This is a genomic window from Mucilaginibacter sp. SG538B, assembly GCF_013376065.1.
Classification (GTDB): Bacteria; Bacteroidota; Bacteroidia; order Sphingobacteriales; family Sphingobacteriaceae; genus Mucilaginibacter; species Mucilaginibacter rubeus.
In genome coordinates this window covers 480,670-506,237 of sequence record NZ_JABMJI010000001.1, presented here as the reverse complement: position 1 = coordinate 506,237, position 25,568 = coordinate 480,670, and the positions used below count along the sequence as shown (strand labels likewise).

Below are 25,568 nucleotides of genomic sequence, written 5' to 3'. Positions count from 1 at the left end.
CGCATATCATTCTTAAATATGAAATTTCAGTAAACCATCTGTTTATCATCTAAAATTCCTGCCTTTATCTAAATAATCATCCGGAGCCGGCCCGCGAACTTGCGTACGCTTATCCACAGGGACAAATGGCGAAGCCTTTTCATCAGCGCGCGAAAGGGTAAGAACCGGTTGCTGATCGTTTTGAATAGCTGTCAGGTTACCCAAAAGCCTGGTGTAATCAAAGCAACACCGGACGATCACGTGCACGACCTCTGTTTTTTGGATCTTGCCCTCGACCATCAGCAGGCGGGCATTTTGTATTTCCTTACGATATTGATCAAATAGCTTGGGAAATACTACCAGGTTACTGTTGCCGGTTTCGTCCTCCAGCGTGATGAAACAAACGCCACCAGCGGTACCTGGCCGCTGGCGGACTAATACCAATCCGGCAACTTTGACTATCTGGCCGTCGGTACCATCACTTAACTGTTTACAGGCTAATACATTGAACAAATTCAATTTATCGCGTACAAAACTTACCGGATGTCCTTTGATGGATAAACCGGTAGTTGCATAGTCCTGCACTACGTGCTCGGAAGTCTTCATTAATGGTAACTGTACCTGCGGTTCAAACTCACTTTCGGAAGGTTGCCCTTCGAAAGCACCGACAGGCCGGTCTTTCAGCGCAGCTACTTCCCAAAGCGACTGCCGCCTGTCCATCCCCATTGAACGGAACGCGTCGGCGTTTGCCAGCAATTCAAGCGTAGCAACAGACACACCTGCTTCGCATAGCTGGTTTGCTGCTATGTATTTTTCGTTCCTCCCCCTGATCAGCATCGTGATTTCTTCTTCCTGGATACCTTTGATTTGCCGAAACCCCAGGCGTAGAGCGTAAAAATCGCCCCATTTGCGTTCAAGAATATTGTCCCATTCGGAAAGGTTGATATCGATAGGCAGGATCTTAACGCCGTGTTCCGCTGCGTTCCTAACAATTTGCGCAGGTTGATAAAAACCCATCGGCTGGCTGTTCAAAAGTGCAGCCGCGAACATATCAGGATAATAGCATTTCAGCCAACACGAGACGTAAACCAGAAGCGCGAAGCTGGCGGCATGACTTTCCGGAAAACCGTAACTCCCGAATCCTTCAAGCTGTTTGAAAATACGCTGGGCAAACTCTTTCTTGTACCCGCGTTCTACCATGCCGCCGATCAATTTGTGTTCGAATTTCGTAACCAGCCCGTTAAACTTAAAAGTAGCCATACTCCGTCGCAGCAGGTCTGCTTCAGCGGGGGTAAAACCCGCAGCGACAATGGCAATTTCCATCGCCTGTTCCTGGAACAATGGAACAACTAAAGTACGTTCCAATATCGCTTTGATTTCTTCTGATGGATATTCAACGGCCTCCTCCCCTGTCCTGCGGCGCAGGTACGGATGAACCATATCCCCTTGAATGGGCCCCGGCCGGACTATGGCTACTTCTATCACCAGATCATAAAAGCAGGTTGGTTTCATCCGGGCAGCATGGACATTTGTGCCCGGCTCTCGATCTGGAAAACACCCAGGGTATCGGCGGCCGTGATCATTTCATAAACTTTAGGATCATCCTGCGAATACCTGCAGATAAGGTGTAAGCACCTTCAAATCAGCTACCACCATCCCTTCGCTTACACCCAGATTTTCCGCAGCGCTGCTTGCCGCTGTAACGACCATTCGCCCATGATCCGGCTCCGAGAAAACAAACGGATGCCCTTTGAGCGATGGCTGACGGATGACCTTCCAATCGGTCAGCAAATGACGGAACCATATGGAAACAAAACGCTTAGGCATACTGACGCACGGTTTCTACACTAATTTGTGGCACAATTGCTTTAAACATGCTTTCTGCCCATTCAACTGTCCAGCTACCAGGCTTCCATTTCGTACTTTTAGCAACTCGACCTGCCATCGGGGAAAGCCAACACCCGGCATCCCCGGACGCAATTGGCTTGGCACCTGGGTTACCCGCCACCTGGCGACACTCGCACTTGCGCTGACTTTGTTAGCACCTTTCCGGATAACAAAACCGGTCACATGGCTTTGTTCGACTGCCAGTTGAAGCCTGCGTGATTCCATGAAGTTCATTTGATTCACCTCGCAGATCACCGCCGCTACGCCTTCACATTTCAACGCTTCCTCGGTCACCCAAAGCACATCTTTCATCAGGGGTACGTCGGCAAAGACCACCCGGTCAGGTTCAACGCCAAATAATTTGAGGGATGGCGGGTAGATTCGACGCGACCAACTGATCCATAAACAGGCACCACCCTGGTCAAGCAGCGTTTTTACCAGTCCGGCGACGAAGCCGCCGCAGGCAGCTGTATCTTCAGGACAAAGACTGGCAAATTCGTGAATTGCACCTGTCGGGAACACGCCATTTGGAAAAGCGTTTTCTATCGGGCCAAGCCCGATACTGCCGGCAGCGCCCGGCTGCGGGGGGCGGAACCCTTCCCATTGCAGGATATCCTTCCGGAGTTTATTGATGATATCTTCTTTTGCAGCTGTCATGACGATCAATTTGGGGACTATAAAATTACGCTAAAAACGTTAGCATCTCTTTATACTTTCTACATTTTTTTTATTCACTTTGTTTTATGACTGGAAATTCTGACGAATGTGACCACTTCGATCCGGCGCAAGGTCTCAAAGCTTTATATGTAGAAAAAAAATCCCGCCGGATAGACTGGAAAAAGCCAGTTCATATCAATAGTTCGGCCGGTACGACAATGACGCTGAGGCAATAGGGAAATGCCGAACGAAGTTCCCTAAAAAATGGTTACGGCATTTGAACGTATTGATCAGAATGAGCTTAAGATGACAGGCAATTACTTGGCTTGTAAACCCTCAGGAATTATCCTGAATCAGCATTTTGCTGATACTTCCCTATTGCTTTATTATTCATTCCCATTCACCTTTGGTTAAAATTATTACCCATGGTAAAATTGTACTTATTGTCTTGCCGGAGTAAGAGTAGTGGCCAGTGAACAGGCTATGGCAGGTTGATTTAAATCTGTTTTATGAGTACAATCCGTGAATTATTTGAAAAGGAAGTAAAGGGGCTGGAAAAAGCGTTGAATGCGCTGAATGGCAAGGATTTTAATGCACTGGAGCGTTTACGGGAGGAAATGTGGCTGATCCGGGCCTGTCAGCAAAAGGTGCATTCGATAGTGCAGGAGTTGCCGTTTGAAGATGAAGCCCGGGAGATCGAATACCACAAGCAGCTTTACCCCAGGCTGCGGGCTCTGCACATTTACCGCGTGGAGGTTTATTTGCTGGAAAAGGATGTTCCGCCTTTAGGGGAGGAAGGTGTAAGGGCTTATTACGGTGAACAGCTCCGGCGTCTCTTTTCAGACGTACGCCGCTACGAATTTCTATACACCTACTTCAAGCTGAAAGCGACCGATCTCGATAGCCTCTATTTTACGGAAAAAGCGAACAGGCAAAGCGTTTTGCTGCCGGTACTGGCGAAACCGGAACCCGGCAATACCACCGAAACCGGCTATTTGTTTGCGCGGTTTATAGCGGGCGAAATGCTGTTCAAATATATCATTAACCGCCTGGACAATGTGAAGCAGCCCTTCCGCTGGACGGGCGAAACAGTCAATCTTATTGAGTTGCTGCATGGTATTTATCTCAATAACCAGGTCAATAATGGCGAGGTGGGTATCGTGGAATTCTTTAACGGGATGGGCGAGTTTTTCGGTGTGGACCTGGGTATCCCGAAAAAGGGTTTTGATGCGCTGAAGAAGCGGAAGAAGCTGAGCAAAACGCACTTTACGGACCGGATGCGGGATAGCCTGGTGCAGCGGATGGATGAGGAAGATGATTGGGAGCGCGAAAAACGACTGAAAAATAAAAGCGGTTTTTGAGGGTATTGAGTGGGTTTTCCGGAGAGTTTTGACCATGTGGTCTTTTACGGGCCGGCATCTTTCAAATTTTGCTTTCGTATCCCGGTGCAATGTCGCGCCGGGTAAAAGCAAAATATTATGGTTTTTAAAAGTTTGAGTTGGCAGGAGTTTTTGATCACTGCCTCAGTCCTCAGCAGCTTGTGGCACCTGGCCGTGCTGCCGCTGCTGTACCGGAAGCAATTGAAGGACTGGCTGGGTAAAAAGGACGACAAGCCCGATCTCCGACCCGTCAGCCGTGAATGGGACGAGGAACTGGTCGACGAGCCGGAAGACGGGGAAAACGAACTGATGGGCAAATCAAAAATGCAGGAAGGTGTTTCCAGGGTTTCAATGAATATGTTCGGTTTTGCACCGGATGTAGAAGTGGAGGAAAGCCATGAGCGGCAGCAAAGCCTGGTGCCGGATGTGATTGAGGAATTGAAAAGCATCTTTCACATTATCGAGAAAGAGCAGGGCACGAAGGAGGACTTCTTTTCGCTGTTCGGGCTGCTGAAAGCGAAATATGCAAGCCTCCGCGATACGCCGAGCCAAAGGGCGTTGAACGAGTATATCCGTGAAAATGCCCTTTTCCCGATCTCGGATGAAGAATTAACCCAACTCTGGAACTAACCCCCTGACGATTTATGAAACTATTAGCAAAAACTGCTTATATCAATTTTCTAAACTGGATCAAGGCTTACCGCGGGCTGCCCGGTAGTGCCAAACGCATCGCGTTAACGAAGACCATGATGTTCCTGGCGGCCCTGCTGACAGTGGACTACTGTTTCGCACAGGATGGTGCCTCGGGTATCAATTCGGCGACTACCCAGGTCAAAAGTTATTTTGATGCCGGCTGCAACCTGATGTATGCCATTGGCGCGGTGGTGGGCATCATCGGCGCGGTGCGCGTGTTCAACAAATGGAACAGCGGCGAGCCGGATACGAATAAAGTGGCTGCAGCCTGGTTCGGCTCCTGCGTGTTCCTGGTCGTGGTGGCAACGATCCTGAAAAGTTTTTTCGGGTTATGAAAAAGTTATCGGAGCAACAAGTATTTAAAGCCTTCCCTACCGGGGAGGGTTTGGGAGGGCCCGGCTTATGAGTATTTACCAGATCAACAAAGGCGTGTCCAAACCGATGGTCTTTCGCGGCCTGAAGGCGCAGTATATCGCGTATCTGGCCATAGGCTTAGTGGTACTTTTGATCAGTTTTGCGGTGCTGTATATCTGCGGCGTATCGCTCTGGCTCATCCTGCCACTGATCCTGGGGCTGGGTACTGTCTTGTTTTTCGGGGTGTTCCGGCTCAGTCATCGCTTTGGCGAACACGGCCTGTCCAAGCACTTTGCGAAGAAGCAACTGCCGGATTTTATTCGGTGCCATTCACGTAAACTATTTATTCATCTTAAAACCGGGGCTTATGGAAATTAATTTGGAAAAATTACTACCGCTCACCAAGGTGGAGCAGGGCGCGATCCTGTCGGCGCAGGGTGATATCACCATTGCTTATGGGGTGACCTTGCCGGAGATATTTACGCTGTCCGACCGGGATTACGAAGCCTATCACCAAGCCTGGGTCAAAGCGATCCGTTTGCTGCCGGTGGGCTCGGTCTTTCATAAACAGGATTGGTTTACGGAAAGTGGCTTTAAGGCCGATTATGCAAAGGCCGGAAAAGGTTTCCTGTCACGGGCGAGTGAGCGCTTCTTCAACGAGCGGGCGTACCTGGCGCATAGCTGTTATATTTTTTTAACGCAAAAGCCGAAGGATCGCAAGCCGGCTTCATCGGCTTACGGCAATATCCTGCGTAAAAGTATCGTGCCGCAACAAACGGTGAACCCGGTTTTGTTCAAGGATTTTCTGGATAGCGCGGGGCAGTTTGAACGGGTTTTAGCCGACAGCGGTTATGTGTCTTTTGCCCGTTTAAAGGATGATCAATTGGCGGGAACCGCTGGTGCTGCCGGTGTGATCGAGCGTTATTTGATGCTCTTAGGTCAGGAGGAACGGCCGTTATTAAAGGATATTCATGTGAAAGACGGGATCAGGGTAGGTAAAAATCATTGTGAACTCTATACGCTGGCTGATGTGGATGATTTACCACCTTTATGCGGTAGCCGGATCAATTACGATAAATATTCGACCGACCGGACGAAGTTTTCGATTGGCTTTGCTTCGCCTTTAGGCAGCTTGTTGCCCTGCAACCATATCTTAAATCAATATATCTTTATCGAGGATGGGCAGAAAACGATCAAGCGTTTGGAGGCTAAAAAGCTGCGTTTGCAATCTTTGTCTGGTTATTCCAGAGAGAATGCGATTAGCCGTGACGCGGTCAATGATTTTCTGAACGAGGCGATTGCGCAACAGCGTTTACCCATCAAGGCGCATTTCAATGTGCTGTGCTGGTCGGATGATCCCTTACGTGTGCGTGAGCTGAAGAACCTAATGGGTTCGGCGATGGCGCAAATGGATGCGGCCTGTAAACAGGAAACCGACGGGGCCGCGCAGATCTGGTTTGCGGGGATGCCGGGCAATGAGGGTGATTTCCCAATGAACGACACCTTTGATACGTTTGTGGAGCAGGCGGCCTGTTTCTTTAACCTGGAAAGCAATTACCGGGACAGTGTTTCGCCCTTTGGAATCCGCTTAGGTGATCGTTTGACCGGCAGGCCGGTGCATGTGGATATTTCTGATGAACCGATGCAGCTGGGCTTGACGACGAATCGCAATAAGTTCATTTTGGGGCCTTCCGGTTCCGGCAAGTCTTTCTTTACCAATCACCTGGTTCGCTCTTACTATGAGCAGGGTGCGCATGTCGTTTTGGTAGATGTCGGTCATAGCTATAAAGGCTTGTGCGACCTGGTTGGCGGTTATTATTTTACTTATTCGGAAAGCGACCCGATCAGCTTTAACCCGTTCTATTTGACCGATGGCGATGTGCTGGATACAGAGAAAAAAGAAAGCATCAAAACCTTGCTGATCTCGCTCTGGAAAAAGGATGATGAGCATTTCAAACGTTCGGAATATGTGGCGCTGTCCAATGCGCTGACGGGTTACTTTGAGCATTTGGGTAAGCACCCGGATATTTTCCCTTGTTTCAATACTTTTTATGAATACCTGATGGAAGTGTATTTGCAGGTATTGGAGGATGGTAAGGTGAAAGAGCAGGATTTTGACGTGTCGAATTTTTTATATGTGCTGAATCCCTATTACCGGGGCGGCGAGTTTGATTATTTGCTGAATGCGACGGAAAACCTTGACCTGCTGCATGAACGCTTTATTGTGTTTGAAATTGATGCGGTAAAAGACCACCCGATCTTATTCCCGGTGGTGACGCTGATCCTGATGGAAATGTTCATCTCTAAAATGCGCAAACTGAAGGGTGTCCGAAAGCTGATCTTAATTGAAGAATGCTGGAAAGCCATTGCCAAAGATGGGATGGCGGAATACCTTCGGTACCTGTTCAAAACCGTCCGTAAGTTCTTCGGTGAGGCCATTGTGGTTACCCAGGAGGTGGAAGACATTATTTCTTCGCCGATCGTCAAGCAGGCGATCATCAATAACTCCGACTGTAAGATCCTGCTGGATCAATCGAAGTACCAGAACAAGTTTGACGCGATCCAGGAACTTTTGGGCCTGACGGACAAAGAGAAAGCGCAGATCCTTTCCATGAACCGGGGGAATGATCCCAAACGCCAGTACAAGGAGGTGTTCATTTCGCTCGGCGGTCAGTATTCCAAAGTTTACCGCACGGAGGTCAGCTTGATGGAATATCTGGCCTACACGACGGAGGAAAGCGAGAAGGTCAAAGTGCAGCAATACGCCAAGAAATACGGCAGCATCCAAAAAGGTATCGCGATGCTGGCGCAGGAACTTACCAATAAACAAAGCTAATCATGAAAGTGAACTTAAAGATCATGCTGTTTTGCATAGTTTTCATAGTGGCTTGCCAGAGCAAAAGCGCCAAAGTACAAGCCTTTATTGACGGTGTGTATATCAATCATGCGCAAAGTGAATATGCTATGGCGGATGATACGCTGACCTTCACCCATACGGCCGGCCGGCACTATCTGATTACACGCAATACGGGTTACCGGGCTATCCGCGATGGTAAGCTGTTACGGAAGAAGTTGAAGCATGAACAGGTGGAAGGCGACTATGATCCGCAAACCAACCGGCTGAACGAAACGACCACGGGCCGGGTGTTTCGCTTTGATCCCGATAAGGGTGTGCTGCTACTGAAGCAGGCGGTTTACCGCAAACTTAATTAACCGAATTATTCACCACAAACCATTTCAGGTGCCGCCTTAAGCGGCGCTAAAGGAGGCTATTGTGTTCAAAATTTTAAAATGTATGAAAACCTATATGGTGATCCTGCCGCTGTCTTCTATGACGGTGCTGGTGTCGCTGCCCAAGGGTGCCGATGCGCAGTTCGTCGTTGGCTCGGTCATTTCCTCGACCGTCGGCCGCGTGATCCGGGCCATCGACCTGGAAGTGCAACGCTTACAAAACCAAACGATCTGGCTGCAGGATGCGCAAAAGGCCGTTGAAAACCAGCTATCCAAATTGAAGCTGGCGGAAATATCCGAGCAGACCCAAAAGCAAAAGGACTTGTTTACCGGCGCTATTACAAAGAGCTGCAAACCGTTAAATCGGTGATCGCCTATTATGGCCGCATCAAGGAAATGACGGAAAAACAGGCGGCGCTGGTCAGCCAGTATAACCATGCCTGGAACTTGTTGAAATCGGATAAGCACTTCTCTGTGGATGAACTGAACTATATGCAAAAGGTCTATTCCGGCATTCTGGAAGAAAGCGTCAAGAACCTGGATGAGATCTTCGTGATCATTAATGCTTTTAAAACGCAGATGACTGATGCGAAAAGGCTGGAACTGATCGATAAGGCAGCCGACCGGGTGGACACCAATTGCAGTGATCTGAAACAGTTCAATAACCAGAACTATACGCTCAGCATCCAACGGGCGCAAAGTGAGAACGAAGTGCAAACGCTCAAAAAGTATTATGGAATTGATTAAGCTGAAAGGTAGCATAATCGCTTGTCTCGGCTCTTGTCTCTTGATTCTTTGTTCTGTTTGCGCGCAAGCGCAAACCTTCGCCGAGTGGTTTTCGCAAAAGAAAACACAGCTCAAATACCTCACCCAGCAGATCGCTGCCCTTGAGCAATACGGCAAGGATGTGGAACAAGGTTACCGGATCGCCAAAAGCCGCTGGGCCGGTATCGGTAGCTGGGTCAAGGGCGAGTTTGACCTGCATTCCGCTTATTACAGGTCGTTGCGGACAGTCAACCCCGCCATTAAAACGACCCGAAAGCGGACAGCATCGTGGCTGATGCGCAGCTGATCCCGCGTTGTTTTGACCGGCTCAACGGCTTATCTACTTTGGATCAGGAAACGCAGGACTTCATCCGGCGGGTCACTATGGCGGTATTGGATGATACCGATAAGGACCTGTCCGAACTGGAAATGGTGATGACCGACGGTAAGGCGCAGTTAAGCGATGACGAGCGCATCAAACGGCTGGACAATATTTATGCGCGGGTTAAAGACCGGCTGGGCTTTACGCAATCATTTTTCAATGGCGTACGACTGCTCCTGGTCCAGCGTGCGAATACATTAAATGACCTCAACACTTTAAAAAGCATTTATGGAATCAATTGAAAAAATAATAAAGCCCTCCCTTCCGGGGAGGGTTTGGGTGGGGCTATGCTTTTTGCTTTGCGCTTTCGGCTTCCGGCCCGCCAGCGCCCAGGTATCTACAGGGCAAGATATGCAACAGCTTTTATATGATATTGAAAAGCTCACACAGTTCAAAGCGATCCTGTCCGATATGCAGCAGGGCTATGCGATCCTGACGCAGGGCTACCAGCAGGTGAAGGACCTGGCGCAGGGTAATTTTAACCTGCATTCGGTGTTTCTCGACGGGCTTTTACTGGTCAACCCGGAGGTAGCCAAATATGCGCGGGTGGCAGATATTATAGCGGATGAAGCGAGTATACTGACCGAGTACAAAAAAGCTTACAAGCAATTTCAAAGCAGCGGCGGTTTTAACCCGGATGAGCAGGATTACCTTTCAAGGGTCTATGCCCAATTGACCAGCGCGGCGCTCAACGATGTGAACGAACTGGCGAATATCATTACCGTTTCGAAATTGCGAATGAGCGACGATGAGAGGCTTTCTGCCATTGACCGCATCTATGCTTCGAGCAGCGATAAGCTTTCCTTCCTGCGGGATTTTAACCGGCGAACGACTGTGCTGCTATTGCAAAGACAGCGGGAACAGCAATCCATTGACAACTTAAAATCATTGTACCCATGAAGAAGTATCAATATGGTTTATTGGGGCTGGGTTTGCTGATGTGCTCGCCGTTTATAAGTCAGGCGCAGGACATTACCAGTAGCCTCAAAGGGATGCAGCCGGTATTGAACAAAGTTTATGACCAGAGATCCCGTTATGCAGCAACCTGATCGATGCGGGACGGGGTATCGCCGGGTTTGCGGCGCTATGGTATATCGCTTCACGGGTATGGAAACAGATCGCCCGGGCTGAGGCCATTGACTTTTACCCGCTGTTAAGGCCTTTTGCTTTGGGTTTGTGTATCCTGTTGTTCCCGGCCGTTATTGCGCTGATGAACGGTGTCATGCAGCCCATTGTTTCGGCTACCGGGGCGATGGTCGGCAATTCGGATAACAGCATCGCTTTATTGCTGAAGCAAAAGGAAGCGGCGATCAAGCACAGTTCGACTTACCAAATGTATGTGGGCGATGATGGTAACGGTGACCGCAGCAAGTGGTATGCCTACACGCATCCGGATGATCCGAATGATCAGAACGAGGGCACGTTTTCCTCATTGGGCAACGACGTCAAGTTCTGGATGGATAAGCAGAGCTACAATTTCAAGAACAATATCAAGCAATGGATGAGCGAAGTGTTGCAGGTGTTGTATGCGGCGGCGATCCTCTGTATCAATGCGATACGCACCTTTTACCTGATCGTGCTGGCCATATTAGGCCCTTTGGTCTTCGGTTTCGCGGTGTTCGACGGTTTACAGCATACGCTCACCCAATGGATCGCCCGCTACATCAATATCTTTTTATGGTTGCCCATCGCCAATATCTTCGGCGCCATCATCGGGCAGGTACAGCAGGAAATGATCAAACTGGATATTAACCAGATCCAAAGCAGCGGCGATACCTTCTTCAGCCAGAGTGATTTAGCGTATTTGATCTTTCTCTGCATCGGTATCGTGGGTTACTTCTCGGTACCGAGCGTAGCGAACTATGTGATCCATGCGCATGGCGGCAACGGTTTATTGAACAATGTGACCCGCATTACGCAAAGCGTCACCAATACGACCATCAGCGCCGCATCAACGGCTGGTACAGCTTTGGGCGACCGCCTGGAACGTGGCGGCGCCAATATCATTCATGCGCCGGGCGACTTTATGAGCGGCTATCGCAATGCCGGCAGTGAACATCAAAAAGACAAATTATCAGGAAAGTAAAATTAAAGCCCTCCCTTCCGGGGAGGGTTGGGAGGGGCTTATGTTTCGGCACTTTAAAAATATCGACAGTGCTTTTAAGCACATCAAATTATTCAGCTACCTGCTGATCGCGGCCTGTGTAGGGATCAGTTGCTTTGCGGTTTACCAAAGTTTCCGTTACAGCGGCGATTTCCGTAACCACATCTATGTATTAGCCAACGGCAAGGCTTTGGAAGCCATCGCCCAGGACCGGCGCGATAATATCCCGGTGGAGCTACGTGACCATATCAAGGTCTTTCACGAAGACTTTTTCAACCTCGATCCCGATGAAAAGCAGATCCAAGCGGCGGTCACTAAAGCCTTATACCTGGCCGACGGCTGCGCGAAGAATGCTTATGATAACCTGAAAGAGGCCGGTTATTACAACAACCTGGTCTCGGGCAATATCAGCCAGCAGATCACGGTGGACAGTATCCGGCTGGATATGAACAGTTATCCTTACGGCTTTACCTGCTTTGCGACGGAAAAGCTGGTACGCAGTACGTCCACGACGACCCGCAGCCTGGTGACGCAGGGCTTTGCCCGGAATGTGTCGCGCAGCGACAATAACCCGCATGGCTTTCTTATCGAGCGTTGGGAAACGGTAAAGAACCAGGATGAACAGGTTAAAAATAATCAGCCATGAGATTTATAAAAAAACGCAATAAAGCAGACGCGCAACCGGCGGTTTGGCTGGTTGGGTTGCGCTCGGGTATCGAACGGAAACAACGTAAGGTCGCGGATTGGTGCAGCCGCAGAACACAATACTGGAACCGTACTTCCTGGCTGATCGCGCTGGCGCTGTTCAGCCTGTTGTTCGGCGGGTGCTGTCTGCTCTTATGTATCAAAGCATTTATTCACTTATAAAAATCAAAAAATATTTATGACAACACCAGAAAAAAGAAAACTGATCATGCTCCTGGTCATGCCGGTATTCGTGCTGCTGTTTTCCGCTTTGGGCTTTTATGCCTTGGGTGGCGGCCGCGGAACGGAAAAGGCAGAGGTAACGGCGCAGCAAAAGGGCATTAACACGTCCCTGCCAGGCGCGCAATTGCAAAAGGACGGTGCGACGGACAAGATGACGCTGTACGACCGGGCCCAAAAGGATAGCGCGACCAGTCAATCCCATTCCGCAGCCGGGTTTTTCGCGGCCTTGGGCTGGGATACGGCCAAGTTAAGCAAACCGGCTCATTCGGCGGAAGCCAACGAGGTCAAGATCAAGGAAAGACTGGCGGCCATCAACCAGCAGATCAGCCAGCCCCCGCAGGCGGTGAAGCAGGTAACGGCTTTGCCTGACAACAGCCAGGACGAGCAGTTAAGCCGCGTTGAAAAGTTGTTAAAACAGAAGCAATCGGAAACCAGTGCGCCTGACCCGCAAATGAGCCAGCTCAGCGCCATGCTGGACAAGATCAGGGAAATCCAAAATCCGGCGCTGGTGCAGGAAAGGCTTAAAACCAAACAGGCGGTGCCGGCGGACAGCGCGTTCAAAGCCGTGCCCGCCGTCATCGACGGCAATCAGAAGGTTCTGACCGGCGGCGTGGTTAGGTTGCGCTTGACCGATAGTGTGCGTGTCGGTACAATGCTTTTATTGAAAGGACAATCGCTGTCCGGTTCGTGCATCGTGAGCAACCAGCGGTTGCTGTTGGAAATTAAGAACGTTCGCTTGGGCAGCTCGATTATCCCGGTCAATTTCACCGTGTTTGCGCTGGACGGCCTGGCGGGTATCCCGGCGCCGGAAGCGGAACTCAGCGAGGCCGCCGGGCAGGGAACGGCGGGCGCGCTGGAAAGTATGCAGTTCCTGTCGGCGGATTATTCGCTCGGTACACAGGCGGCGACTGCGGGTATCTCGGCGGCGAAAAGCCTGCTAGGCAAAAAGGCGCAGCGCATCCGGGTGAAGCTGCATGGCGAGCAGCAGGTTTTGCTGCGGGTTAATAAATCTTAGCCATGCAACTGGAAACAAGCTATGCCGGGGAGATCATTGCGATGCTGGAAGATGCGCAGGACATCGGCTACACTTATGTGGTGTTTGCCAGTTATCCAAGCGAACGGGAACTGCGCCCGACAGACCTGAATTTCTTTGACCGGCTGGGGGATGCGCTGGATCACTGGGAACAAGCGGTCGGAATGCCGGGCTATGGACTGATGGAAGCTGACCACCCAACCTATTATATAGAAACAGACCGCTTGCTGGAGGCGGTCAAAAAAGCAAATGGTTTAATTAAAGAAGAAGATATGAACTATAACAATCTGGAGAATTTAAAAGACGAGCTTTCCAAACTGGGTTTTGGGAAGAAGGTTGCGGATGACATGCAAAAGCAGATGGAAAAAGGCGGCAGCGAATTTCAGTTGCATGACCGGGTGATGGGTAACAAAGGACAGGTCGATCTGACGCTGCATTTCCGGCAGTCAGGTCAGTCCGAAAATTATTACTTCAACAAGTTTGAGGTCAGTTTGCTCAATGGCAAACCACTTGCCGAAGGCGAAAAGTATATGGTGGTCAACCCGGATATTCAAAAAGACAGTAAGCCGGTGATCCGGTCCTTTGAGCGGGCAGCGGATGCCATTGAGTTCTTTAAGGCCCAGCGGAATAACGCGGTGCTGGCTTCCGGCAAGGATTGGGCGCACAAGACTGACCTGGCCCGCACGGAGAACGGCAATACCAATTATGTGGAAAAGGACTTTGCCCGGACGTTTAAGAACCCGGGCATCAACCAAACGGTGTTTGTCGAGCGCGGCAAAGGCTTTACGGCGGAGCACGCGGTTAACCTCATCCAGGGGCGGGCGGTATTCCGTGATGACCTGCTGAAGCTGGGGGGTGAGCCTTACGCGGCGTGGAATAAGCTGGATATGGACAGTCAGAAAGACCGTTACCACAATTTCCAGATGCTGCAATACCACGTGCCTACCTTTGGGTTTGACCTGGAAAAAACGCTGGAGAAGTTCAATATTAAGGAACTGAACGATGATAAAAAAAGGGAACAACTGATCCATTCGATCCAGCAGGGCAACCGGCCGCTGGTCACGCTTACCAAGGACGGCGAAGAAAGGAAGCTGTTCATGGAAGTGCAACCGCGTTACAGCCAGGCTAACTTTTTCCGCGAGGACGGCAAGCCCGAGAAACGCGAACAGTTCCTGAAGCCCGAACACCAGCAGGAAATGAAACTAGGTAAGGAAAAAGGCCAGAGCAAGGCGCAGGAACAGGGTTTGGCAGTTTAAGCCGCTTGTTTATCTTTGACGCCTGATTTAAGAAAGACATTTTATTAATAGATTATTCACTTAAAATTTAAAGAACCATGGACAAAATCGCAGAATTAAAAGCGCTGGTAGAAACCGCTGAAAAAGAAGGTACTGCCTTTTATGAAAAAGGAAACAAGGCAGCGGGTACCCGTTTACGCAATGCTTTACAGCAGATCAAGGTCGTAGCGACCGACCTGCGCAAGGACGTAACCGAAAAGAAAAACGCGGCGAAATAATTAAATTCATTCACGCTTAACGAATTGGGGAAAGCCCTGTCAGCAGACTGACAGGGCTTTATTATTTTCAGATTCCTAGCTTCGAAAACGAAATCTAACTGACTATATTTGTTTGATAATCAACAACAGCCGAATTCAATCCCTTGACGTTAGACGAGCAGTTAGATATTTTAGAAGGTCCCGTATTTGCTTTCGGCAAAAACGATGATTGGCACTATAGGTTTTGCAATGCTCACAACGTTTATTCTATGTATCTGTTGAATTTTGGATTAGGCGTACCTTCTAATCTTTCTGCAGAAAATCAGTTGCGCGCGGTGTTCCATCGCATTAATAATGAAAACGGCAACTTTTTTTATAATATTTGTGGCGTTGACCTTGATAAAGCTATTGCCGGATTCCCGTCTTATGATGAAGCGGCCGACAATAACATGATCACAGAATGGGAGTTGTTTATATTGCTGCAAAATCCGGATTATCTTGAAAAAACAATTTTCCATAATGGAAAAACAGTATTACCGCAAAATGCAGGAGGCATAGAAAAATTATGGAACTAAAGCATAACTTAAACGGTTGTTCAATTAACGAAATCACTAAACAAGGGAATAAGGTTACCCTTCGTTTTTTTGATGATATACGCCGAAAGAAAATCACAATGTCCTACGAAGGTCCGATTTTTGAAACGCCTTCGGTAACACTGAACAGCCGTGTGATTAGAGCTGAGTTAATCCCGACGGTTGGTTTCAAAGCAAGAAATCAGTTGGTGCACCAAGGTAAAAATCCCAATTTGTATAAACAGTTATTAATTGTGCTCAACGGCTCGACCGATGCTTACAAAAGTGAGATTATATGCGCTTTTACAGACTATCAAATGCGGGTGAGCTGATCTTATCAATATGATCACAAAATTATTTATCGGCGGGTTCCCGCTGGCAACGGATGAAATAGCCATAGCGCAGTTGGTCGGCCCTTATGTGGATATTCTGACGCTGAAACTCGTACGGGACAAAATGACCAGGAGGGGCAAAGGCTATGCCTTTATTGAAGTGGCCAGCCGCGAAGCTGCTGAACTTGCGGTCGATGCCCTGGATGGTAAATTGATCGGCGACCGGGAACTTATGGTGAGTATTCGCGAGGACGCGCCGGTTAAACCGGCACCGATTTATCAAAAGTACAGCGGGGTGCTGAGCCTGTCAGAAAGAGAAGGCCGCGCTTATCACGTTAATCCCCCTCATCATCCTGCTTAAAATGGATTTCTCCTGACAAGTCTGCCGGGTCAAAAGTCTTTAAGCGTTTGAGATCGACCGTTACCAGCAAACGTCCCTCATCCAGATCTTCCCAACCCAGTTCAAAACAGTAATAACGTACCTGGTTTTTTTCCAGGGGTTCGCTGGCGGTATAAAACGTGCTGTCAAAACCCTTAAAATAAAGTGGTTCTAGATCGACGATCCATTCTTCCCGGTCGCCGATGGCCTTTTTGAGTAAGCTGTAATTGCGCTTCAATACGCGGATCACCCGCTTTATGCCGGTCTTCATAACTCTCAGCTGCCTGTTCCTTATTCCGCTGCCGGGTGGCCCTTGCGCGGCAGATATCATCGCAGTAACGCTTATCCGTCCGGCCTGGCGGCAAAGGTTTATGGCAGTCCAGGCACCGCCTTTCCATTATTTCTTCCATAGGGTCAATAGGTTAGCCTTTTCTTAAACGAACGTCGTTCGGCTATAGTTGATTGCATTCCGGTTAAATTTTTTTTGCGTTTTAGTTTTGGGTGAAAGGAGATCAAAATCATGGATAAGCCCATTATTGCACAGGAAGACTTCACCATTGGTAAACGTCATTTCTACCTGGATTACCGGCTGGCGGTCAATCACAGCCGGTATTTAAACATCGCCTGCATAGATCACGGCAATCACAACGAACGTACGGGTCTGCGGGTCTTTCAAAGGGAAATTCCGCCTTTTGTGGAAGGTATTTCATCCCTTTTTCATCATGCCACGCACCGGGAGATCATGATTGAAAAACAAGGAGGTTTATTTAAGGAGCCGCAGGCGGTTCGCGGCATCAAAAGCTGGTTGCCGGAAGACCGGCCAAGGGAAAAGATGCTGACAGGTGGCCGGGAGATTATGTCGGATGAGGAGTTAGTGGCGATGGTGATCGGCGCAGGTTTGCCGGGCGTGACGGCGGTTGATCTGGCGAGAACCGTACTTCAAAAAGCGGGCGGCGAACTCAAAAAACTGGCGACGTTGACAGCGGCCGACCTGATGGACATACGGGGTATCGGTCATGCGCGCGCATTGATGATCATGGCAGACATGGAACTGGCCGTACGGCTGGCGGCCAGGGAGCAGCCGATACATTTTTTAAAGGTGGTCAAGGCATGAATAGGCTATCTGGTAATTTCAGCCAGTTGCGGGATGGTCTGATTTCGTGGCGCCGGATGGGTCATGGCCTGTGGCCCATCCGCTATTGGCCGGACAGCGTCATTGAAAATTATGTAAGCACATTACAGGACTGCATTACGATCCGTCCCAGGTATTCGGTTGTGCTTTTTGTGCAGAATGGACGGGACTCGAACCACTCCAATATCGAGAACATTATCAATGAGTTATACTTTTTAAATATTGCCTGGTGACCGATTAGGTAACCGAATATTTTGATATTAATTGATTGATTTTGAAAGAACTATAGTGCTAAATATAATGAAAACATGGCATATGATCAAATGTTAATCTCAATTAATTTATACTTTTTATAAGTCCCATGAATAAAAGATCACTTTGCCCTTTCCAAACATTTTTCTTGCCTAATTCCAATGTATCCACCGACATTCGGTTTACTATCCTTTAATTTCAAGGTGCCACTGTATGTTTACCACTATAAGCGTCATAGATTGACCGCCATCCTCGGCTCCATTATGTAGTCATAACATTTTTAACCAAATAGCCTTTTGCCGTCTTCATCAATAACTACAAGATCGCCTTTGAGATCGACCAGCTGGCTTTGAACAACCAGGAATTCCCGGTCGGTAATGCCAAGCACTTCCACTTGATATAGACGATCATTTGCCAACTCCTTTTGATAAGACGAACGGATATTGCGCGTGATAGTTTAATCCGTTACAGTTATCCTGCAGATTTGGTCATCCATCCGCCCGTCCACCTGCTCCGGGTAAACAAGTCGCGGACGCATAAAGTCATAGGCTCCCTTTTTGATACGCCAGGGATAGATTTTATTTTTGTTGTTCATCATCTGTTCTTGCTGGTTTAAAAAATTCCTGACGAGCAGCAAAGACGAAACTGAATATAGCTGCGCGTGTGAGTTGAAGCAACCGTTTTGTATGGGTTTCAAAAATGTCCTACTCAATAGTGAGAAATAAATTCCCATCTTCCTGGTGCAAGTCATATCGGTCTGCTGAACCATTCCTGATCAGCATAACATTATGTTCTAACTGATTCCGGTAAGTTTTGTAAAAAGACAACTCTCCATTAACGGTATTAAGGTCAGCAGCAATGCTATATAGCGCGGTTAAATGGATATTATTGATCTTGTTCAGGTCAGCCCAACGGGTCTTTATATTCCTTGAATTCCAGAAACTTTCAAAATAAACACTTTCTTTTTCACCTGTTTCCAACTCAAACAGATAGCAAACGGCCTTAGCGATCTTATCCAGGATGCCAAAACAAAGCCTGAATGCCGTACGGACTTGCTCAATTGATAAACTAAAGTTCGAGCCATCATGAAATTCTACGAATTGCACCGTGTCATCCGTGTCACCCTGCAAACCTTTAAAATATAAATGCCTCGCCAAAAAAAATTCCGATTTGATATTGTTAAATACCAGTTCCAGTCGCATTAGCTTTTTGTCGGCAGAGACCAGGCCATCGTAACCGATCAATAGGTTGTCAAACTTGGCACCCAGGCATTTACAATAGAGCGCATGTTCAGAGAGGCTGAGAAATTGATCCAGGCAAAACTGCCGATAAACCGAGTGTTCACGGTATTCAGCTGCGGTTTCAGACATATCCTGCTCATGTTCGTCAAAATCATAATCGTTTCTCGTTAGTATTGCCGTAACCCAGGCCAACCCTTTTTGTATTCTCTGACTTCCCGCAAGCAGAGGAATGGTTGCATGGGAGCTTTTCATAAATAATTGATAAAGCTGGGAATACAGGTTGGTGGTACGCGGAAATTCCGCCGTATGAATAATGCCCATCAGGCAATCCGCCTTAGCCGAAATGGCATAAGGAAAATCGGGCCGACTGGTCAGTACCTCATCTAATAATTGCAAAGCTTCTAAGTACCTGCCGTTATTAATCAGTTCCAGTCCCAGGTTGTTCATTACCTGAATGGCAAAAAGATCATCCGAGCCGACTGGTAAGGCCTTAAAAGCCTTCAGGAAATAGCATTTTGCATTGAATAAATGTTCCTTTACATGTTCCGGCGTAGGAAAACCTGGTTGCTCTTTGTGACTGATTTTATAAAGGCCACTGTAAGCATTGCCTATACAATAATCCAAACTGGCAACAGTAGCAAATTGAGAAAGCATTTCCTTTTGCCCGAGTAGGATTTCCAGGCCTGTATCAATCAGTGCTTTGTTCATTGATTCGCTGCCCAAACTGATTAAGCTGCCGGCCACTTCTATAAGGAGGTAGTGGTTTTTCTCTGGCATTGCATCCAGCAATTGAAGTTGTTCTTTTAAAATGCGTTCCGCGTCCTCATAGTTGCGTTCGTCAAGTAAGCTATAAATGGAGGCTTGCAGATTTTCTGCGATTTTTAGGTTTTCGGGCATTGGTTAAATTTAATTATAAAAATAACTTAATTCGTGGGTAACTGTAAAAGAAGGATTGGATTGAATTGGTCTATTTCTTTCCAAAGCAATCTGAAGGCTTCTCGAATTAAAAAATACTCCTTGTTGGCTAAAATCATAAACATTGAGCCATATTTTCAACGGATTTTAATCTAAAACATGTTGTCCGGTAGTTGGTTCTACTATAAAAGAAACGTAATGAAGAGCTGGCAGGAAGTTGATAATAAATTGCATAAGATGTTTAAGTTTAAGGATTTTTCTGAACATTTTCCTTTATGACCAGGGTTGCATTATTGGCAGAATCCAATCAGCATCATCCAACCTGGAAAAATGAATGGAACAAAGTTGAAATTTGGTTATCAACCCATGACAAAGGCAATATCGTTACCGAGAAGGATAGATTCTTGTCCAAGGCGATTGACAATTTACTGCTTTGATATGCGGCAGATGATCTCTAAATGATTTCTGCGTTCGGACTGATAAACAGTACATTCAGCGTCATTTGAGGTCAAATATCAAAACTCTTCAAATGCAACAAAACATCTATAGTACCGAAATCCTTGTCAATTATATTGATCAGGCATAGTCAGATTTGTACCATATCTTTCAAATTATGGCAACAGAAATTATCACAAAAGAAGACCTGAACGAATTCAGGGAAAGGCTGTTAAGCGACTTTAAATCCCTGCTGGCAGGTAACCCTGTTAAGGAAAATACCAGGTGGCTGAAAAGCTACCAGGTAAAGAACATGCTTAGAATATCTCCGGGAACAATGCAGAACCTGAGAGTGAACGGCACGATCACTTACACAAAGATCGGCGGTATTCTGTATTACAAATACGAAGACATCCAGCGATTACTTGATGGCAACCGGATGAAGAAATAACCCTGCAGGTATTGTCATTTAAAAGACCTTTCAATACTTACTGATCCAAAGCGATCAGCCTGCCGTTATCAAACGCACTCTGTTCATTATGGTGAACATAGCCGAGCTGGTTTGTCACAAGTTTAGTTTTTCCAATCAGAAAGTCACTGGTAGCAGCATGATTATGACCATATACCCAGTAGTCGGCACCACATGTTTCAATAAATTCATCCAGGCTGGTCGCAAAAGCTTCATTCAGCGGACTGCCAAGATATTTAACAGGATAATTCTGAAACGTAGGCAGGTGATGGGTAACCACGATATGCTTTTTATCCTCTTTGCGGTTACCTTGAAAAGCGGAATGCAGGAACGCCACGGATTCAGCATGCATCCGGTTATACTGTTCCACTGACAGCCGCTGTCCCTCAAATTTGATTAAATGAAAATCCATCAGGCCGCGTTCAATTTGCCATGCTTTCGATGTTGAAATATTGGACCACAGGGTCGAAAAATGCAGACGGATATTCTCCAGCCTGACAGTGCAGTTGTTGAGCATCGTTACATTTGGCCGGAAAGCTTTCCGAAAAGTACCGGCTCTGTTGGCCATGTCGGAATTGTGATATTCGTGATTACCGGGAACCCAATAAGTGTGCCTGTAATTGTCTGCTGCGAAATCAAAAAAATCCCGGTAGAGGCCAATGTTCCTCAGTGTAGCAACATCACCCGCGAGTAAGAGAATATCTCCTTCGACCTTAAGCGGATTAAGTTTAATATACTCCCTGTTTTCATGAAACTCTAAATGCAGATCTGATGCGATTTGTAAACGCATAGTATTTATAATTTAATTCTTATTAAAGTGATGAAATTCAGCGTGCTCAAGTTACACCTGTGCCTCCTTTCTCGTATTCTATTAAACAACGGTTTTGACTACAGCTGAATTCCGCTGATTTTAATATTTATTTATTCATCCATAATGTCCGTTAAGGAAAGTTCCTGCCCGGCATATTTTTTCTTCAGTGGCTTCATATCGCGGCTTATCCTTGTATCAGTGACCCGTGCATAAAGCTGGGTGGTTTGAATGCTTTTGTGCCCTAACATCTGGCCCACTGTTTCGATTGGGACGCCATTGGTCAGTGTCACTGTAGTGGCAAAGGTATGCCGTGCACAATGGAACGTCAGCCGTTTCGTCCAGCCCATTAAACCGGTTATGTCTTTCAGATAGGCATTTGCTTTCTGATTACTCACTTTAGGCAAAATGAAGTCTTCATCAAAAAGACGCGGATTATCCTTATAATGCCCGATCAGCCGGAGCACTGGGCTGAGCAGCGGAATGCGGACGCGGTTATTATTCTTCATTCTATAAGTTTGAATCCACAGGCCTCCATCCTCTCCTTTTAAAATATCTGCTCTATTCAGCTTAACGGTATCAGCATAAGAAAGACCGGTATAGCAGCTGAACAGAAACAGGTCCCTGACTACGATCAGGCGCTTCCGCTTAAACTTTCTCGCTGCAAGCTGCTGCAGCTCTGCGCTGCTGAGATATTCACGGTGAACTTCTTCATGTCTTACCCTGTAAGCGATAAAAGGATCGCGCTTCAACCAGCCGATCTCATAAGCTATTTTCACTACTGTCCTTAGCTTTTTTACCATTTGCACAGCGGTATTAATCTTAAGCCCATAATCTGTTTTCAGATAATAATCAAAATCCCTGACGAAGCGGTAGTCAATATCGTCAAGCCTGATATCGTCGCTTTGATGTTTAAGGTTAATATATTTCTTTAATACTCTGTGCACCGATTTATATTTGGCCAGTGTCCCGGGTGTGTAATCTTTGCCGAGCAGGCCCGCGATCTGGCTGGTATGATAGTTCCAGGCTTCAGAAAGCATTCTTGGCGGATCTAATTCTTCACCCTGCATCAGCTTACGGATATGTAACGGCTCAAATGATTTACCGGCAGCATACAGATCCTGCCGGCAGGAATGTGCACGGGTATTTAATGTGTCAAGCCAGGAATTTGTCGCCCTCGCTTCTGCCCTGTTTCCTTTCATCCTGCCGGTATGCTTGTCCCATTCCTGTTGTTCACACCGGCGCTGTGTAGACCAGTCCTCCCGTTTACCGTTTACAGTGATCCTGATATAAATAAAGCAGTCCGCCCTTTCCTTGTTTTTCGACGTTTTTAAAAAGAACAGCACTTTAAAGGTCTGGGATTGCGCCGGGCTCAGGATTTCTTTTTCAGACTTTTTTTTTCAACCCCATTCAGCATTTTTTCAATGTCTTCTGCCTTGTAAAAAAACATCTTTCCTACCTTGTTATAGGTTAAAGTTCCTGCAATACGAAGGTTCTGTAATGTCCCGGCCGATATTCTGAGCATTTTCCTAACATCACTGCTTCTCAGCCATTTTTGCTGCGGTAACCCCTGAGCCTCCCGGAATGGCCTCAGCACTTCAAAGAGCTCATTCTTAAAAAGCTCCAGGTCTTTTTTAGTCAGTAATTCGTCGGGGCTCATTTTTTAATTTTTACGCTCATGCATTTGATAATATAAACTGCTCGTTTGGTCAAACGACCGGTTTGGATGATTGAACAGCTTTTAAATTCTGCTTTGCTGATAATTCCTTACGGGTTGTGATCATATTAATTATATATTTTTGATTATACGGACAAATGTATAGAATCTCTAAACATATTCAATGAAATTATTTAGCTTTCCCAAACAGTTGTACTTTAAAGTCATAAATCGGTACGGAAAATCACTATTTATGACAGACTTCGGATTATTTCTTGCAAAAAAATCTGTTAATAAATCGGAGATCTCCCGTAAGACCGGAATCAGTAAATCGAGGCTGAGCGAACTCTCGATGAACCCGTCAGCAAAACTAAGAGCAGATGAGCTGTACCTGGTTGCTCTGGCCATTGATACCGACCCCGTGGAATTATTAAACCATTTGTTTAAGGATATTAAATTGAAAAACTGATAGCGGAGGGACGGTTAGAGGCCTGAACAAAAAGCATTCAATTTATATATAATAAGGAAAGCACAACATTTTATCGTCTATTAAAATAACGCCCTCTCCTTTAAAAACCTGTGACGGTGAGTAGTGGGTAAAGGGAGTACTCATCGTTCAGGGCAACAATTAATTATGCATATTATCAACGGCGATATCGTGCCGCAATATTCAAGACATGTCATTGGTGGCGGCGTAGCACTTGGCTACGATCCGAAGTACAAACAGCACGGGAAACTGTTAAAACAGCTGCTTTTTCGCTTTACAAAGTGAAAGGCGGCCTGTCGATTTCAGGAATATAGAGATCAAACAGCTGCCAGACTCAGATCGTTAAACAGTAAATAAACTTTAAGGTCTCATCCCGTTGATATCACTAAAATTAGAATCTGCTGCTAAATGCATATCTCCTATCATTGCGTTTAAAAATATTCGGGTTCAATTTTTTCTTGTTTTCTGATATAATGATTGTGTTAGCTCTTTCATAGGTACTTTATAGTATTTTTTAACGCCGTTCTGAACGAGCCCTGCAAAAGTTTGAAATTGCCCTATGCTCCCGCATTTAAACTTAACGCGGCTCCATTCATTTGGTGTAGGCTTCAATATTGTACGTTCGCCGTCACCGTTCACATCTGCTTCGACCGCTGATTTATCTATTTCCCCGTTAAAATCCCAGTCTATAGCACCATCACCTTCTACCGGCGTCAAAGTCTGGGAGGGTGAAGCATATTGGATAATATATCCTTGTAATAACAGGCCCGCGCCCAAACCCTTGGTCTCAGATAGAATATTTTCGTCCAATGCAGGAAGATCAAATGGCTGATAAGTATAATAAGTGCGTCCCCCTGAACTAACACCGTCAATTTGATAACTATAGTTCATCACACTGATATGATTGGGCTTAAAATTTACATCTTCGGTATCGCCGTGATAAAATCCCAGATTATGGCCGAGCTCATGTATAAATGTCCCGATTTTCTGTTGATCAGTACCTCCTTGATTGCCATTCCATTGCCCAAGCGTGACAACAAAATCCGAGGTTCCTATGCCAAGTGCATTTCCACTGGAATCATCGTTGCCATATCCGTTTGCCCATACCATATAATGGAATGCAACGCCTCTTTTTGTATCAAAATACTTCGACTTCAGGATAGGGAAATCACGGTTGATCGAATCCAGGTTTTCCTGGTAAGGTATTTCTTTCCCCAGTATTAAATGAATGGAAATCCCCTTTATGTTGTCAGGATTACTTACAGGTGCGTTGTTGAAAGCCATTTTGATGCCGGCTAACACCTGCGTATTCGGCCCGAGCCCATTGGTTGCCGACGCTCTTTTCATGAAGTCCATTTGAACGAAAATATCTTTATGCATTGGAGATGCGCCCAGGGTTTTGAGGTCTACTCCATTTATTTTCCCTACTTCCCATCCATCTAACAATCCGTCGCCGTCCGTGTCGGTATCATGCGGATCCGTTCCGATAAGAAGTTCATCCGCATTACTTAAACCATCACCGTCTGAATCTGATGGGGTTATTTTGATTGAATTAATGAACCCGATACTGGATGCATTTTTAGGTATACCGGTTGGATCAGAAGAAAATTTTTTATAGCTGTTCTTCGCAAAGGCGGGGATTGCTGTCAGTTCCTTAAGCTTGTTTGCAGTCATTTGTTTATAGAGGCTCTCTGTAAGTTCCAATGAGGTAGGCTTCACTGAAAGATTAATGGTTATATACTTTGAGATTACCTTTGCTGTGTATGTCTGTGCCCCGATAAACGTCACGATTAGTACGTCATTAATCTTTGCAGTAATCTTGAACTCTCCATTACTATCGGTAACTGTACCTGTTGTCGTACCCTGTATTCTGACACTGGCTCCCGGAATTGGCTGACCGTTATCTACTACCTTGCCGGTTATCAATTCCTGCGCATTAGCAGAGGCCAGGCATACGATGATGATCAGAACCGTAAATATTGTTTTCATATTTAAAGTACTTTAAA

The 25,568-nt window shown here is 46.8% G+C and carries 38 protein-coding genes and 1 pseudogene; 27 read left to right on the top strand and 12 right to left on the bottom strand.

Annotated elements, in window-relative coordinates:
* Positions 1-45: 45 nt before the first annotated feature.
* From FHW88_RS30115 to FHW88_RS02095, 4 genes and pseudogenes are all read right to left on the bottom strand, one after another.
* On the bottom strand, positions 46-585 hold the full coding sequence (locus tag FHW88_RS30115) for an OB-fold nucleic acid binding domain-containing protein (protein WP_255485261.1): 540 nt from the start codon (positions 583-585) through the stop codon (positions 46-48).
* Positions 586-744: 159 nt separating this feature from the next.
* Positions 745-1,562 (bottom strand): annotated as a pseudogene (locus FHW88_RS30110) (error-prone DNA polymerase); the annotation flags it as partial.
* Positions 1,563-1,578: 16 nt separating this feature from the next.
* The gene (locus FHW88_RS02100) at positions 1,579-1,806 is read right to left on the bottom strand and encodes a hypothetical protein (RefSeq protein WP_176622752.1); all 228 of its coding nucleotides are present in this window, start codon (positions 1,804-1,806) and stop codon (positions 1,579-1,581) included.
* Between the two features lie 15 nt (positions 1,807-1,821).
* Complete coding sequence (locus tag FHW88_RS02095; protein ID WP_176622750.1) at positions 1,822-2,523, bottom strand: ImuA family protein; 702 nt, start codon at positions 2,521-2,523, stop codon at positions 1,822-1,824.
* 86 nt (positions 2,524-2,609) lie between these two features.
* Between FHW88_RS02095 and FHW88_RS02090 the strand changes: the two genes are divergently transcribed.
* The 22 genes from FHW88_RS02090 to FHW88_RS01995 all read left to right on the top strand — a co-directional run bounded on the left by FHW88_RS02090 (position 2,610) and on the right by FHW88_RS01995 (position 16,148).
* Positions 2,610-2,759, top strand: coding sequence for a hypothetical protein (locus FHW88_RS02090; RefSeq protein WP_176622748.1), 150 nt, complete (start codon positions 2,610-2,612; stop codon positions 2,757-2,759).
* A gap of 273 nt (positions 2,760-3,032) precedes the next feature.
* Positions 3,033-3,884, top strand: a complete 852-nt coding sequence (locus tag FHW88_RS02085; RefSeq protein ID WP_176622746.1) for an RteC domain-containing protein — start codon at positions 3,033-3,035, stop codon at positions 3,882-3,884.
* 117 nt (positions 3,885-4,001) lie between these two features.
* Positions 4,002-4,532: a hypothetical protein gene (locus FHW88_RS02080; protein WP_176622743.1), complete on the top strand. Its 531-nt coding sequence runs from the start codon at positions 4,002-4,004 to the stop codon at positions 4,530-4,532.
* Positions 4,533-4,648: 116 nt separating this feature from the next.
* Positions 4,649-4,930: a DUF4134 domain-containing protein gene (locus tag FHW88_RS02075; RefSeq protein WP_176624869.1), complete on the top strand. Its 282-nt coding sequence runs from the start codon at positions 4,649-4,651 to the stop codon at positions 4,928-4,930.
* Positions 4,931-4,997: 67 nt separating this feature from the next.
* Positions 4,998-5,327: a DUF4133 domain-containing protein gene (locus FHW88_RS02070; RefSeq protein WP_176622741.1), complete on the top strand. Its 330-nt coding sequence runs from the start codon at positions 4,998-5,000 to the stop codon at positions 5,325-5,327.
* The gene (locus FHW88_RS02065) at positions 5,317-7,785 is read left to right on the top strand and encodes a TraG family conjugative transposon ATPase (protein WP_176622739.1); all 2,469 of its coding nucleotides are present in this window, start codon (positions 5,317-5,319) and stop codon (positions 7,783-7,785) included. Before FHW88_RS02070 ends, FHW88_RS02065 begins: the two co-directional genes overlap by 11 nt.
* Before the next feature lie 2 nt (positions 7,786-7,787).
* Positions 7,788-8,162, top strand: a complete 375-nt coding sequence (locus FHW88_RS02060) for a hypothetical protein (protein ID WP_176622737.1) — start codon at positions 7,788-7,790, stop codon at positions 8,160-8,162.
* Between the two features lie 82 nt (positions 8,163-8,244).
* Positions 8,245-8,550, top strand: coding sequence for a hypothetical protein (locus FHW88_RS30300; RefSeq protein WP_317171300.1), 306 nt, complete (start codon positions 8,245-8,247; stop codon positions 8,548-8,550).
* A complete protein-coding gene (locus tag FHW88_RS30295; RefSeq protein ID WP_317171299.1) occupies positions 8,547-8,927 on the top strand; it encodes a hypothetical protein in 381 nt (126 codons plus the stop codon). The genes FHW88_RS30300 and FHW88_RS30295 overlap by 4 nt, the downstream gene beginning before the upstream one ends.
* A complete protein-coding gene (locus FHW88_RS02050; protein WP_176622735.1) occupies positions 8,914-9,252 on the top strand; it encodes a hypothetical protein in 339 nt (112 codons plus the stop codon). Before FHW88_RS30295 ends, FHW88_RS02050 begins: the two co-directional genes overlap by 14 nt.
* Positions 9,234-9,569, top strand: coding sequence for a hypothetical protein (locus tag FHW88_RS02045; protein WP_176622733.1), 336 nt, complete (start codon positions 9,234-9,236; stop codon positions 9,567-9,569). Before FHW88_RS02050 ends, FHW88_RS02045 begins: the two co-directional genes overlap by 19 nt.
* Positions 9,556-10,227: a TerB family tellurite resistance protein gene (locus tag FHW88_RS02040; RefSeq protein WP_176622731.1), complete on the top strand. Its 672-nt coding sequence runs from the start codon at positions 9,556-9,558 to the stop codon at positions 10,225-10,227. Before FHW88_RS02045 ends, FHW88_RS02040 begins: the two co-directional genes overlap by 14 nt.
* A complete protein-coding gene (locus tag FHW88_RS30290; protein WP_317171298.1) occupies positions 10,224-10,376 on the top strand; it encodes a hypothetical protein in 153 nt (50 codons plus the stop codon). The genes FHW88_RS02040 and FHW88_RS30290 overlap by 4 nt, the downstream gene beginning before the upstream one ends.
* A complete protein-coding gene (traJ, locus tag FHW88_RS02035; protein ID WP_317171348.1) occupies positions 10,355-11,413 on the top strand; it encodes a conjugative transposon protein TraJ in 1,059 nt (352 codons plus the stop codon). The genes FHW88_RS30290 and traJ overlap by 22 nt, the downstream gene beginning before the upstream one ends.
* Before the next feature lie 40 nt (positions 11,414-11,453).
* Positions 11,454-12,077: a conjugative transposon protein TraK gene (traK, locus tag FHW88_RS02030; protein ID WP_176622729.1), complete on the top strand. Its 624-nt coding sequence runs from the start codon at positions 11,454-11,456 to the stop codon at positions 12,075-12,077.
* Complete coding sequence (locus FHW88_RS02025) at positions 12,074-12,298, top strand: hypothetical protein (protein ID WP_176622727.1); 225 nt, start codon at positions 12,074-12,076, stop codon at positions 12,296-12,298. The genes traK and FHW88_RS02025 overlap by 4 nt, the downstream gene beginning before the upstream one ends.
* A gap of 16 nt (positions 12,299-12,314) precedes the next feature.
* Entirely contained in the window at positions 12,315-13,373 is a 1,059-nt protein-coding gene (traM, locus tag FHW88_RS02020; protein ID WP_176622725.1) for a conjugative transposon protein TraM, read from the top strand.
* A gap of 2 nt (positions 13,374-13,375) precedes the next feature.
* Positions 13,376-14,647, top strand: a complete 1,272-nt coding sequence (locus FHW88_RS02015) for a hypothetical protein (RefSeq protein WP_255485195.1) — start codon at positions 13,376-13,378, stop codon at positions 14,645-14,647.
* Positions 14,648-14,724: 77 nt separating this feature from the next.
* On the top strand, positions 14,725-14,904 hold the full coding sequence (locus tag FHW88_RS02010; RefSeq protein ID WP_176622723.1) for a histone H1: 180 nt from the start codon (positions 14,725-14,727) through the stop codon (positions 14,902-14,904).
* Between the two features lie 248 nt (positions 14,905-15,152).
* Positions 15,153-15,458: a hypothetical protein gene (locus tag FHW88_RS02005; RefSeq protein ID WP_176622721.1), complete on the top strand. Its 306-nt coding sequence runs from the start codon at positions 15,153-15,155 to the stop codon at positions 15,456-15,458.
* Positions 15,449-15,787, top strand: a complete 339-nt coding sequence (locus tag FHW88_RS02000) for a hypothetical protein (protein WP_176622719.1) — start codon at positions 15,449-15,451, stop codon at positions 15,785-15,787. The genes FHW88_RS02005 and FHW88_RS02000 overlap by 10 nt, the downstream gene beginning before the upstream one ends.
* A 10-nt stretch (positions 15,788-15,797) precedes the next feature.
* The gene (locus FHW88_RS01995) at positions 15,798-16,148 is read left to right on the top strand and encodes an RNA recognition motif domain-containing protein (RefSeq protein ID WP_176622717.1); all 351 of its coding nucleotides are present in this window, start codon (positions 15,798-15,800) and stop codon (positions 16,146-16,148) included.
* Here FHW88_RS01995 and FHW88_RS01990 read toward each other — a convergent pair.
* Positions 16,123-16,437, bottom strand: coding sequence for a hypothetical protein (locus FHW88_RS01990; RefSeq protein WP_176622715.1), 315 nt, complete (start codon positions 16,435-16,437; stop codon positions 16,123-16,125). The two genes, FHW88_RS01995 and FHW88_RS01990, sit on opposite strands and share 26 nt — an antisense overlap.
* Positions 16,438-16,686: 249 nt before the next feature.
* Here FHW88_RS01990 and FHW88_RS01985 point away from each other — a divergent pair, with 249 nt between their 5' ends.
* Both FHW88_RS01985 and FHW88_RS01980 read left to right on the top strand, forming a co-directional pair.
* Positions 16,687-17,280 carry a UPF0758 domain-containing protein gene (locus FHW88_RS01985; protein ID WP_176622713.1) on the top strand — a complete coding sequence of 198 codons (594 nt, stop codon included), beginning with the start codon at positions 16,687-16,689 and terminating at the stop codon, positions 17,278-17,280.
* Positions 17,277-17,531, top strand: a complete 255-nt coding sequence (locus tag FHW88_RS01980; RefSeq protein ID WP_176622712.1) for a hypothetical protein — start codon at positions 17,277-17,279, stop codon at positions 17,529-17,531. Before FHW88_RS01985 ends, FHW88_RS01980 begins: the two co-directional genes overlap by 4 nt.
* Before the next feature lie 299 nt (positions 17,532-17,830).
* Here FHW88_RS01980 and FHW88_RS01975 read toward each other — a convergent pair whose 3' ends face one another.
* From FHW88_RS01975 to FHW88_RS01965, 3 genes are all read right to left on the bottom strand, one after another.
* Positions 17,831-17,968 (bottom strand): hypothetical protein, encoded by a 138-nt coding sequence (locus FHW88_RS01975; RefSeq protein WP_176622710.1) that lies wholly within the window; start codon positions 17,966-17,968, stop codon positions 17,831-17,833.
* 39 nt (positions 17,969-18,007) lie between these two features.
* Positions 18,008-18,148, bottom strand: coding sequence for a hypothetical protein (locus tag FHW88_RS01970; RefSeq protein WP_176622708.1), 141 nt, complete (start codon positions 18,146-18,148; stop codon positions 18,008-18,010).
* Positions 18,149-18,254: 106 nt separating this feature from the next.
* Entirely contained in the window at positions 18,255-19,688 is a 1,434-nt protein-coding gene (locus FHW88_RS01965; RefSeq protein WP_176622706.1) for an LA2681 family HEPN domain-containing protein, read from the bottom strand.
* 293 nt (positions 19,689-19,981) lie between these two features.
* Here FHW88_RS01965 and FHW88_RS30105 point away from each other — a divergent pair, with 293 nt between their 5' ends.
* Positions 19,982-20,143 (top strand): 4a-hydroxytetrahydrobiopterin dehydratase, encoded by a 162-nt coding sequence (locus FHW88_RS30105; RefSeq protein ID WP_255485194.1) that lies wholly within the window; start codon positions 19,982-19,984, stop codon positions 20,141-20,143.
* 176 nt (positions 20,144-20,319) lie between these two features.
* Positions 20,320-20,592, top strand: a complete 273-nt coding sequence (locus FHW88_RS01955; protein WP_176622704.1) for a helix-turn-helix domain-containing protein — start codon at positions 20,320-20,322, stop codon at positions 20,590-20,592.
* A gap of 37 nt (positions 20,593-20,629) precedes the next feature.
* Here the strand turns inward: FHW88_RS01955 and FHW88_RS01950 are convergent, their stop codons facing one another.
* The 3 genes from FHW88_RS01950 to FHW88_RS01940 all read right to left on the bottom strand — a co-directional run bounded on the left by FHW88_RS01950 (position 20,630) and on the right by FHW88_RS01940 (position 23,078).
* Positions 20,630-21,400, bottom strand: coding sequence for a metallophosphoesterase (locus FHW88_RS01950; protein ID WP_176622702.1), 771 nt, complete (start codon positions 21,398-21,400; stop codon positions 20,630-20,632).
* Positions 21,401-21,531: 131 nt separating this feature from the next.
* Positions 21,532-22,764 carry a site-specific integrase gene (locus FHW88_RS01945; RefSeq protein ID WP_176622700.1) on the bottom strand — a complete coding sequence of 411 codons (1,233 nt, stop codon included), beginning with the start codon at positions 22,762-22,764 and terminating at the stop codon, positions 21,532-21,534.
* A gap of 26 nt (positions 22,765-22,790) precedes the next feature.
* Entirely contained in the window at positions 22,791-23,078 is a 288-nt protein-coding gene (locus tag FHW88_RS01940; RefSeq protein ID WP_176622698.1) for a helix-turn-helix domain-containing protein, read from the bottom strand.
* 250 nt (positions 23,079-23,328) lie between these two features.
* Between FHW88_RS01940 and FHW88_RS01935 the strand changes: the two genes are divergently transcribed.
* Positions 23,329-23,544, top strand: coding sequence for a helix-turn-helix domain-containing protein (locus tag FHW88_RS01935; RefSeq protein ID WP_176622696.1), 216 nt, complete (start codon positions 23,329-23,331; stop codon positions 23,542-23,544).
* Positions 23,545-24,009: 465 nt separating this feature from the next.
* Here FHW88_RS01935 and FHW88_RS01930 read toward each other — a convergent pair whose 3' ends face one another.
* Positions 24,010-25,551: a carboxypeptidase-like regulatory domain-containing protein gene (locus tag FHW88_RS01930; RefSeq protein ID WP_176622694.1), complete on the bottom strand. Its 1,542-nt coding sequence runs from the start codon at positions 25,549-25,551 to the stop codon at positions 24,010-24,012.
* Between the last annotated feature and the right edge of the window lie 17 nt (positions 25,552-25,568).